The following is a 9,507-nucleotide window of genomic DNA, read 5'->3' on the forward strand; positions in this document are numbered from 1 at the left end:
ATGATCGTTGCTGACCGGAAACCCTTTGATGAGATCATGGGGATGATAGAGTCCTGCGGGAAGATCCTTCTCGTCGGGTGCAATGAGTGTGTCACCGTGTGCGCGGCCGGGGGCGCGAAAGAGGTCGCCCTTCTCGCCTCGCAGATCCGCATGAAGAGGAAGGCCGAGGGCCGCTCCGTCGAGGTCGATGAAAAGACGCTCGAGCGCCAGTGCGACCCCGAGTACGTCAATCCCCTTGCGGAGATGCTGGAGGGATACGACGCGGTCCTCTCCCTCGCCTGCGGCTGCGGTGTCCAGGTTGTCGCCGAAACCTGCCAGGGGCTTCGGGTCCTGCCCGGCCTCAACACCCGATTCATGGGCGTCACCGAGGAACACGGGGTGTGGGCGGAGCGGTGCCAGGGATGCGGAGACTGCGTTCTCGACAGGACATGCGGCATATGCCCCGTCACGAGGTGCGCGAAAAGCATCATGAACGGCCCCTGCGGAGGGTCGCGGAACGGTGAATGTGAGCTTCGCGACGGCACCCCCTGTGCCTGGCAGCTTATCATTGACAGGCTCAAGGCCTCGGGAGAGCTCTCGAGGTATGGCGAGATCGCCAAACCGAGGGATTGGTCCACATCGCGCGACGGAGGGCCGAGAAAGAGGACGCGGGAGGATATGAGGATATGACGGCCCCGGGCAACCTGGAAAGAGTGCTCACCTCCGGTGGTTTCGCCGTCACGGCGGAATGCGGCCCGCCGCGCGGGGCGGACCCGGAAGCCATCCGCAAAAAGGGCGGGTATCTCAAGGGTTTCGTCGACGCCGTGAATGTCACCGACAACCAGACGGCCGTCGTCCGCATGTCGAGCATGGCGGCTTGCCTCATACTGAAAGAGATGGGGTTCGACCCCGTGCTCCAGATGACCGTCCGCGACCGCAACCGCATAGCGCTTCAGAGCGACATCCTCGGGGCCGCCGCGCTTGGCATCAGGAACATACTGTGCCTTTCCGGCGACCACCAGTCGTTCGGCGACCACCCGGGCGCGAAGAACGTCTACGACATAGACTCCATCCAGTTCGTCGACATGGCGTGCGCCATGCGCGATGAAGGCAGGCTCTCAAGCGGCGCCGAGATCACGGTGAAACCGGATATCTTCATCGGCTGCGTCGAGAACCCCTTCGCCGACCCCTTTGAAATACGTGCCTTGAGGCTGGCAAAAAAGATCGCCGCCGGTGCCCGTTTTATCCAGACACAGTGCGTCTTCAACGTGGAGAAGTTTGCCCGCTGGATGGAGATGGTCCGTGACCTCGGCCTTCACGAGAAGGCCTCCATCCTCGCCGGCATCACTCCTATGAAATCGCCCGGCATGGCCCGGTACATGAAAAATTCCGTTCCCGGGATGGATGTCCCCGACGACCTGGTGGAGCGCATGGCATCGGTGCCGAAGGAACGCCACCGCGAGGAAGGCGTGGCGATCTGCCTCGAGACCATCGAGAGAGTGCGGGCCATCGAAGGCGTGGCCGGGATCCACATCATGGCCATAGAATGGGAAGAGATAGTCCCCGACATCGTGAAAGGCGCGGGCCTTCATCCGAGACCGTAAGGGGAGAAAACCGTTTCGGGTTCCACGTTTCAAGTTTCAAGTTGAAGATCAAAAGAAACACCCACACGTCGCCCGTCGCATGTTTGAGGTGTCTAACCTGGAACCTGAGACCTGAAACGGTTTCTTATTCTCTCGTTTTCTTCAAGACTTCGTACATCCTGCGGAAGGTCCGGGGCTCCAGGGTTTCGGCCCGTACGGAGCGGGGGAAATCCATTTCCTCGTAGAGGGTTTCCACTTCGGCGTCGGTAAAGACCTCAAGAAGGGCGCGGCGCATGAATTTACGCTTGTGGCTGAAGGCCTGGCGGATGAAAGAAAGGAGGGTATCGTCGACGTCGTACGCGTCACCCCGGAAACGCATGGCAAGGTATATGCTGTCCACCTTCGGCGGTGGGATGAAGACGTGAGCCCTGATATGCATGAGGACCTTCACATCCGCGACGAGCTGCGAGGCCACCGAGAGCGAACCGTACGCCCTGGTGCCGGGGTTCGCGGTCATGCGCTCGCCGATCTCCTTCTGCACGGTGAGATAGGCACCCTCAATGGACCGCCTTTCACCGATGAGCTTGAAAATGATGGGTCCCGTGATCCCGTAGGGGATGTTCCCCATCACCTTGACGGTCCGGCCCCGTGCGAGACTGGTTATGTCTACACCCAGTATGTCGCCGGGGAGGATCTCGACATTGGGAAAAGCGAGACATACCGCCTCAAGGTGGGGCATCATCTCGCGGTCCAGTTCGACGGCGACCACGCCCGCTGCCGACGAGGCGATGGCCCGCGTCAGGTCACCCTGTCCGGCCCCTATCTCCACCACCCTGTCTTCGGCGGTGATCCCGGCGAGAGACACCATCTTGCGCAGGATGTTGCCGTCCTTTATGAGGTTCTGCGAGAAGCGCCTTTTCAGCATGACCGCCGCATCATTTCATCGCCATCCGGGAATACCCCTTGATATCAAGACCGGAGTACATCCCCGCGTCGGCATGGAAGGAAGCCAGCGATGCCACCATGGCCCCGTTGTCGGTGCAGAACTCGGGAGACGAGATCATGACCTCGATGCCCTCCTGCCGCGAACGCTCGAAGAAGACCTCGCGGAGCCTGCCGTTGGCAGCGACGCCACCCCCGACAACGATCCGTTCTATCCTGGCAAGCCTCGCTGCCCTTATGGTCTTCGACACCAGGACATCGCATATGGCTTCCTGGAAGGAGGCCAGAACGTGGTTGATGGTGGAATCGTCTATCGTATGCTTCTTCGCGTAGGTGAGGAAAGCCGTTTTAAGCCCGCTGAAACTGAAATCGCAGGTGTTGCCGTCCATCATGGGGCGGGGAAAGGCAACGTAATCCCTCGTGCCGCTTCTGGCCATTTCCTCTATTATCCTCCCGCCGGGATAGCCGATGCCGAGGAACTTCGCGATCTTGTCGAAGGCCTCCCCGGCCGCGTCGTCGCGGGTGGAGCCGAGCACCCTGAAGCGGCAGGGCGCCTCCATGAGGAGAATGATCGTGTGTCCCCCGGAGACGACAAGGGCGACGAAAGGGAAATCCACCTCGCGCTCAAGGAAGATGCTCATGGCATGGGCCTCTATGTGATTCACCCCGATAAGGGGCCTTCCGAGGGCGAGACAGAATCCCTTGGCGAAACAGAGACCGACGAGGACGCTTCCGATGAGCCCCGGCCCGGCGGTGACACCGACGAGGTCTATATCCCGCGCCGAGGCGCCTGCCCGGGCAAGGACCTCTTCGTATATCGCGCCTATCTGTTCAACGTGCTTGCGGGATGCTATCTCGGGAACGATCCCGCCGAAGCGTTTGTGCAGGTCCGCCTGACTGGAGACGATGTGGGACCGGATCTTCCGGCCCTCTTCCATGACCGCCACCGACGTGTCGTCACAGGAGGTATCGATGCCGAGGATCACCATGGGCGGGGCTTCTGTCAGAGTTCCTTCGCGGGCTTGAGTATCTTGATCTTCCCGTCTTTGAGCATGGTCTGTTTCGATTCCTCGATGAAGGACCTCAGGAACTGTTCCCTCTGCCTTGCCGCGTAGTACCGGGAAAAACCTTCCTTGTTCTTCTCCCATTCCTTCCTGTCCGGATCCTGCTCGCCGGCAAAGGAGAATATGTAGTAATCTCCGTTTATCTCGACAGGCTTGGTGTAGACAGGGTTTTCCTTCGTGAGCCCGAGGAGATCCATGGCGTCCCTTGGGACCTCTCCCAGCTTCGGGATCGACGTGGCCGTCCGCGAGATGAAACCCGTCGTGGTCCTTGCCGCCGCGGATCTGGTCTTGAGAGCGTCCTCTGCCGCAAGACGGGCCATTTCCTTCGCCTTCCCGTTCGCTATCCTGGCCTTGAGGGTCGCCAGGGCCACGCTCTTCTCCATGGGCTTTCCATCCTCGCGCTCAACAAGCTGGAAGATGTACGACTTCCCGTCATCGCGCGCGGGAAGGGAAATGTCACCCTTCCTCAGGTCCTTGAGCCACGTCTCGATCTTCAGGGCCTTGAACCTCTTGAAAATCTCGCTCTGGCGCGCATCTCCCGTGTCCGATACGGCAAGGCCCTTCTGCTTGCCATAGGCGTCGATGTCCTTTGCCTTGAGGAGGTCCATGTAAGCCTGATCGTCCTTAAGGTTGCCCGCGCCGTCAATTACAATGTATTTCAGGCGAAAGGTGTTCTCACCGCGAAAGCGGTCCTTTTCTTTCTCATACAGATCATTCAATTCCTTGTCCGTGACCGAGACCTTGTCCTTGTACGCCGCAGGGTCGAAGCGCGAGTACGCGAGGTCCACTTTTCCCTTCTCCCTCACGTACCCGGCCCAGATGTCGGCATCGGAGACGGGAGCCCCCGTGTCCCTGATGATGCTGACCATTTTGCGCAGAAGCAGCATCGTCCTCTGGGACGTCTCGAACTGCTCCGCGTCGGTCCTGTTCTGCTTCAATACGGCAAGATACCTCTCCTTGTCGAATTTCCCGTCCTTGCGAAAGGCCTCGACGCTCCCCATGAGGTCGGCGAATTCCTGGTCGCTCACCGAGATACCAAGCTTCCTGGCCTCGGCGAGAAGGATATACTTGTTGATGATGTCACTGAGGACCTTTTCTTTCAGGTCGGCAAGGAGTTTGTCGTCCATCTTGTCGCGATAGAGCTGCCGGAATATCTCGAACTCGTTCTTGTACGACTCCCGGTACTCCGCGTCCCTGACGTCGAAACCACCGACCTCGGCGATCACCGTCTCCCTCTCCCTGATTGACCCTGCCCCGAAATAGAAGACGAAGACGATGATGATCACGGCAAAGATGATCTTGATAAGGTAGCTTCTAGCATATTTTCTCATGAACTTGAGCATTCGTCCTATTACCTCTAAAGAATATTGATTTTGAAACTTTAAAATAGTATATTAAGGCTGTTTTTTCAATAACTTTTAAAATTCGCGGTTGAGGGGAGAGTCGATGTTCGAATCACTCTTTGGATTTATATCAAAAGACCTGGCAATAGACCTGGGGACGGCAAACACGCTCGTCTACGTGAAAAGCCGGGGGATCGTCTCCAATGAGCCCTCCGTGGTGGCCGTTCACAAGGATTCCCGGGGGACGAAAAAGGTCATAGCCGTGGGCGAAGAGGCAAAGAAGATGCTCGGCAAGACCCCGGGAAACATCGTCGCCATCCGGCCGCTCAAGGACGGCGTCATCGCCGATTTCGAGATCACCGAGGCAATGCTCAAGTACTTCATCCAGAAGATACACAACAAGAAATCCTACGCCAGGCCCCGCATCGTCATCTCCGTGCCATCGGGCATCACCCCCGTTGAAAAGAGGGCCGTGAAGGAATCAGCGGAGTCCGCCGGTGCACGCGAGGTCTACCTCATAGAGGAACCGATGGCCGCCGCGATAGGCGTTGGACTGCCCATCACGGAGCCGAGCGGCAACATGATCGTCGACATCGGCGGGGGCACGACAGAGGTGGCCGTCATAAGCCTCGCCGGCATTGTGTACTGCAACTCGGTGCGCGTCGCGGGCGACAAGATCGACGAGGCCGTCATCCAGTACGTCAAGCGCAAGTACAACCTCCTCATCGGCGAGAGAACCGCGGAGCTGATCAAGATCAGCATCGGGTCGGCCTATCCGAGCTCGGAAGAAGAAGAGATGACCATGGAGATCAAGGGAAGGGACCTCGTGGGCGGCATCCCGAAGACGCTTGAGATCTCGTCCAAGGAGATTCGGGAGGCCATCAACGAACCGGTGAACGCCATCGTCGAGGCCGTCAGGATAGCCCTTGAAAGGACGCCGCCCGAACTCGCGTCGGACATCGTCGACAAGGGTATCGTCATAAGCGGCGGAGGGGCAATGCTCAAGAACCTGGACACCCTCATCAAGGAGGTCACCCGTCTTCCCGTCATCATTGCCGAGAATCCCCTGACGGCCGTTGTGGAAGGCGCGGGAAAGGCTCTTGACGAGGTGAGTCTCCTGAAAGAGATAGCAACCTATTTCTAAGATAGTGGCGACTTGAGAAACTCGATAGCTATAATCATAGCCATTCTCGTTCTTGTCATATCATTCCTCTCTTTTACGAACGCTCCCTTCGTGGCAAAGTCCTATTCCAGGGTGAAAAGCGGCCTCGGCAGCGTCTTCGGGCCGGTACTCAGTGTCGCGAGCAAGCCCGTCAGTTCCGTGGGGGGGTTCTTCGATTCCTACTTCAACCTCGTCGGGGCAAAGAAGGAGAACGAGGAGCTGCGTGAAAAGTACGAGAAGCTCTACATCGAGAATCAAAAGCTCCTCGAGACGGAACGGGAGAACGCCCGACTCAGGAAGCTTCTCGACTTCACCCAGAAAAGACCGAACACGATGATAGCGGCCGGAGTCATCGGGGAAGACCTGAAGAACTGGTTCCGTTGCATAATCATCGACAAGGGTCGCAAGCAGAATGTCAGGGAAAAGATGCCCGTGGTGACGCCGAAGGGGATAGTCGGGCAGGTCGTCGAGGTGGACCTCTGGCATGCGAAGGTCATGGTGCTCAATGACACGAACTCTTCTATAGACGTCAACGTCGAGGGAAAGAACACCCGGGGACTTCTCGAGGGCACCGGGCAGAACACGGTCAAGCTGAAATACGTCATCAAGAACGATGACATCGAGATAGGCGACAAGCTCGTCACATCCGGCAAGGACGGCATATACCCCAAGGGAATCCCCGCGGGGATCGTCATAACGGCCAACAGGAACAAGGCCGGGATCTTCGCGGATATCGACGTCATGCCGTACAACAACTTCAGACAACTTGAAGAAGTCCTGCTCATCAAGAAATGAAGACCCTTGTCTACATAATCCTCGGCATCGTGCTTCTCCTCATAGAGACCGTGATCTCACCCCATGTCTCTCTTGATGTCCTGAAACCGGAACTGGGACTGCCCATCGTTCTCTATGCCACCTTTTTCCTGGGAGCAAGGTCGGGACTCGTCGCCGCGGTGTGCATCGGCCTCGCCGAAGAAAGCCTTTCCGCGGCTCCCGGCGGTTCGCTCCTGTTCACCACCATCTTCATCTATCTCATAGCCGTGGTGTTGCGCAGGAAATTCTTCGTCGAGTCCAAGTACAGCTTCGCTTACCTGTCGAGCGCGTCCGTGGTCGTTCAATCCCTTCTTTTTCTGGCCCTCACCTTCTTCGCCCGTGGTGAGGCCCATGGCGCGCTCAACATACTCTTCTACACCATCCCCAACGCCATAGTCACCGGCTTCGTGTCCATACTGCTCTTCTCCCTCATCGAACAGCTCAATGAAACCTTCCTGGAGAGGAGTTGATGAAGGACGAGAACCTTTCGAACAAGTACAAATGGTGCACCCTTGTTCTCGTCATAACCATGACGGTCCTCCTCATCCGGCTGTGGGACCTGCAGATCATGCGCGGCTCCGAGATGCGCAAGCTCTCTGAGCAGAACCGCATCAGGGTGAAGAAGATCGTCGCGCCGCGGGGCATCATCTACGACAGGACCGGCAAGGTCCTTGCCGACACGCGTCCCTCCTTCAACATCTACCTGACACCGGAGGATATCAGGGATTTCAGCCAGACCGTCGACGGGCTTGCCCGTCTTCTCGCCTGCGACCGCGAGGAGATAATAGAGAAGATGAAGGCGGCCAGCGGAATGCCGCCTTCCTTTCCCATCAAGATCAAGTCCGACATCCCCATGGATGAGGTTGCCCGCGTCGAGGCGCACCGCGTATACATACCGGGCGTTTCGATACAGATAGAGCCGAAGCGCAATTATCCTTACGCGGCGGCGTTCGCGCACGTCATCGGGTACGTGTCGGAAATAAGCGACGAAGAGCTCAAGGACAAGAAAAAGTACAAGGACTATTCCCCGGGCGATTATATAGGGAAATACGGCCTCGAAAGGTCTTACGAGAACGACCTCAGGGGGGTCGACGGGGAAAAACGCGTCGAGGTGGACGCCATCGGGCGTGAGGTGCGAACCCTCGACGTCGTCGACCCCATTCCGGGGCACAGCCTTCACCTGAACCTTGACCTTGAGCTCCAGCTTGCTGCCGACAAGGCCCTGGAGACAAGGAAGGGTGCCGCGGTGGCCTTGAACCCGAAGACGGGCGGCGCCCTCGTCGTTGCCAGCCGGCCTGGCTTCGACCCCAACCTTTTCGCCTCGGGCATATCCAAGCAGGACTGGCAGAAGATCGCCCTCGACAAGGCGCACCCCCTGCAGAACAGGGCCATCCAGGGCGGGTACCCGCCAGGGTCGACCTTCAAGATACTCACGGCGATGCGGGCGCTCGAACTGGGCATCATTAACGAGCGCACAACATTCACCTGCGGTGGAGGATTCGCTTACGGAAACCGCGTCTTCAAGTGCTGGAAAAAAGGCGGTCACGGCTCGGTGTCAGTCCATCGCGCCATCGTGGAATCCTGCGACGTCTTCTTTTACAATGTCGGCCTCAGGCTGGGCGTGGACCGCATCCACGAGTTCGGCACCATCGTCGGTCTCGGCCGGGTGACCGGGATAGACCTCCCCAACGAACAGAAGGGTCTTCTCCCATCAACGGAATGGAAGCGGAAACGGTATAACCAGCCCTGGTATGAAGGCGAAACGGTCTCCGTGGCCATCGGCCAGGGCGCCGTCTGGCTTACGCCGGTCCAGCTCGCGCAGCTGTCGTCTTTCGTTGCGAACGACGGCAAGAACTTCAAGCCCCAGATCGTCAACCGCATCGTATCGACGGAGGGCAAGACGGTCAGGACCTTCGAACCCGTCGTGAACGCCGATGTGAAATTCAAACCCGGGGTGTTGAAGATCGTCAGGGACGGGATGCGTGGGGTTGTCAACGAACCGGGCGGCACCGCCGGGGCATCGCGCGTGCAGAACGTGCTCATGTGCGGCAAGACGGGCACGGCCCAGGCGGGTTCGGACAAAGTGAGGCTCGGCGATCACGCCTGGTTCATCGCATACGCGCCAGCCGAGGACGCCTCTATTGCCATGGCGATCCTCGTGGAGCACGGGCTCCACGGTTCGTCGGCTGCCGCGCCGATAGCCAAGGGCATAACGGAGACCCTCTTCAAGGTCAAACCGGTCATAAAGGAAGCAAGGGCACATGAGAATAGATAAACGGAGATACTACCACCTCGACTGGTACCTTATCATCAACGGCCTTCTGATATTCGGCATCGGCCTTCTGAATCTCGTGAGCGCCACCAGTTCCTTCTCGAGCGGATCCTACAATTTCATCATCAAGCAGCTCATAGCCTTCGCCGTGGGCCTCGTCCTCATCGCCGTCATCATGTACTACGACTACCGCATCATAGCCAGTCATTCCCGCTGGATATATCTCGGAGGACTCCTCCTTGTCATCCTCGTCCTTATCATCGGGCTCGCGGCAGGCGGCGCAAAGAGATGGATAAGCCTCTTCGGCTTCAGCATTCAACCATCGGAGCTCATGAAGCCCATCCTCGTC

General features: G+C 58.3%; 10 protein-coding genes. 7 read left to right on the plus strand and 3 right to left on the minus strand.

Features of this window, described 5'->3' with window-relative positions:
• Both GXX82_05495 and GXX82_05500 read left to right on the plus strand, forming a co-directional pair.
• Complete coding sequence (locus tag GXX82_05495) at positions 1 to 669, plus strand: hypothetical protein (protein ID NLT22481.1); 669 nt, start codon at positions 1 to 3, stop codon at positions 667 to 669.
• Positions 666 to 1,583: a methylenetetrahydrofolate reductase gene (locus GXX82_05500; GenBank protein NLT22482.1), complete on the plus strand. Its 918-nt coding sequence runs from the start codon at positions 666 to 668 to the stop codon at positions 1,581 to 1,583. Before GXX82_05495 ends, GXX82_05500 begins: the two co-directional genes overlap by 4 nt.
• 124 nt (positions 1,584 to 1,707) lie before the next feature.
• Here the strand turns inward: GXX82_05500 and rsmA are convergent, their stop codons facing one another.
• The 3 genes from rsmA to GXX82_05515 are packed head-to-tail and all read right to left on the minus strand — an operon-like array spanning position 1,708 to position 4,899.
• The gene (gene rsmA, locus GXX82_05505; protein ID NLT22483.1) at positions 1,708 to 2,487 is read right to left on the minus strand and encodes a ribosomal RNA small subunit methyltransferase A; all 780 of its coding nucleotides are present in this window, start codon (positions 2,485 to 2,487) and stop codon (positions 1,708 to 1,710) included.
• A gap of 10 nt (positions 2,488 to 2,497) precedes the next feature.
• Entirely contained in the window at positions 2,498 to 3,493 is a 996-nt protein-coding gene (gene tsaD, locus GXX82_05510) for a tRNA (adenosine(37)-N6)-threonylcarbamoyltransferase complex transferase subunit TsaD (protein NLT22484.1), read from the minus strand.
• Positions 3,494 to 3,507: 14 nt separating this feature from the next.
• Positions 3,508 to 4,899 (minus strand): hypothetical protein, encoded by a 1,392-nt coding sequence (locus GXX82_05515; protein ID NLT22485.1) that lies wholly within the window; start codon positions 4,897 to 4,899, stop codon positions 3,508 to 3,510.
• Between the two features lie 115 nt (positions 4,900 to 5,014).
• Between GXX82_05515 and GXX82_05520 the strand changes: the two genes are divergently transcribed.
• The 5 genes from GXX82_05520 to GXX82_05540 all read left to right on the plus strand — a co-directional run.
• Positions 5,015 to 6,055, plus strand: coding sequence for a rod shape-determining protein (locus GXX82_05520; GenBank protein NLT22486.1), 1,041 nt, complete (start codon positions 5,015 to 5,017; stop codon positions 6,053 to 6,055).
• Between the two features lie 12 nt (positions 6,056 to 6,067).
• Positions 6,068 to 6,868: a rod shape-determining protein MreC gene (mreC, locus tag GXX82_05525; GenBank protein NLT22487.1), complete on the plus strand. Its 801-nt coding sequence runs from the start codon at positions 6,068 to 6,070 to the stop codon at positions 6,866 to 6,868.
• Positions 6,865 to 7,356, plus strand: coding sequence for a rod shape-determining protein MreD (gene mreD, locus GXX82_05530; protein NLT22488.1), 492 nt, complete (start codon positions 6,865 to 6,867; stop codon positions 7,354 to 7,356). The genes mreC and mreD overlap by 4 nt, the downstream gene beginning before the upstream one ends.
• Positions 7,356 to 9,161, plus strand: coding sequence for a penicillin-binding protein 2 (gene mrdA / locus GXX82_05535; GenBank protein ID NLT22489.1), 1,806 nt, complete (start codon positions 7,356 to 7,358; stop codon positions 9,159 to 9,161). Before mreD ends, mrdA begins: the two co-directional genes overlap by 1 nt.
• On the plus strand, positions 9,148 to 9,507 hold a 360-nt coding region (locus GXX82_05540; protein NLT22490.1), incomplete at its 3' end, for an FtsW/RodA/SpoVE family cell cycle protein. The genes mrdA and GXX82_05540, both read left to right, overlap by 14 nt.

It is taken from the genome of Syntrophorhabdus sp., from assembly GCA_012719415.1.
GTDB lineage: Bacteria > Desulfobacterota > Syntrophorhabdia > Syntrophorhabdales > Syntrophorhabdaceae > Delta-02.

Coding starts and splice junctions, on each gene's coding strand:
- GXX82_05495 (NLT22481.1), top strand. CDS start 1: ATGATCGTTGCTGACCGGAAACCCTTTGATGAGATCATGGGGATGATA.
- GXX82_05520 (NLT22486.1), top strand. CDS start 5,015: ATGTTCGAATCACTCTTTGGATTTATATCAAAAGACCTGGCAATAGAC.
- mrdA (NLT22489.1), top strand. CDS start 7,356: ATGAAGGACGAGAACCTTTCGAACAAGTACAAATGGTGCACCCTTGTT.
- mreD (NLT22488.1), top strand. CDS start 6,865: ATGAAGACCCTTGTCTACATAATCCTCGGCATCGTGCTTCTCCTCATA.
- GXX82_05500 (NLT22482.1), top strand. CDS start 666: ATGACGGCCCCGGGCAACCTGGAAAGAGTGCTCACCTCCGGTGGTTTC.
- rsmA (NLT22483.1), bottom strand. CDS start 2,487: ATGCTGAAAAGGCGCTTCTCGCAGAACCTCATAAAGGACGGCAACATC.
- GXX82_05515 (NLT22485.1), bottom strand. CDS start 4,899: ATGAGAAAATATGCTAGAAGCTACCTTATCAAGATCATCTTTGCCGTG.
- tsaD (NLT22484.1), bottom strand. CDS start 3,493: ATGGTGATCCTCGGCATCGATACCTCCTGTGACGACACGTCGGTGGCG.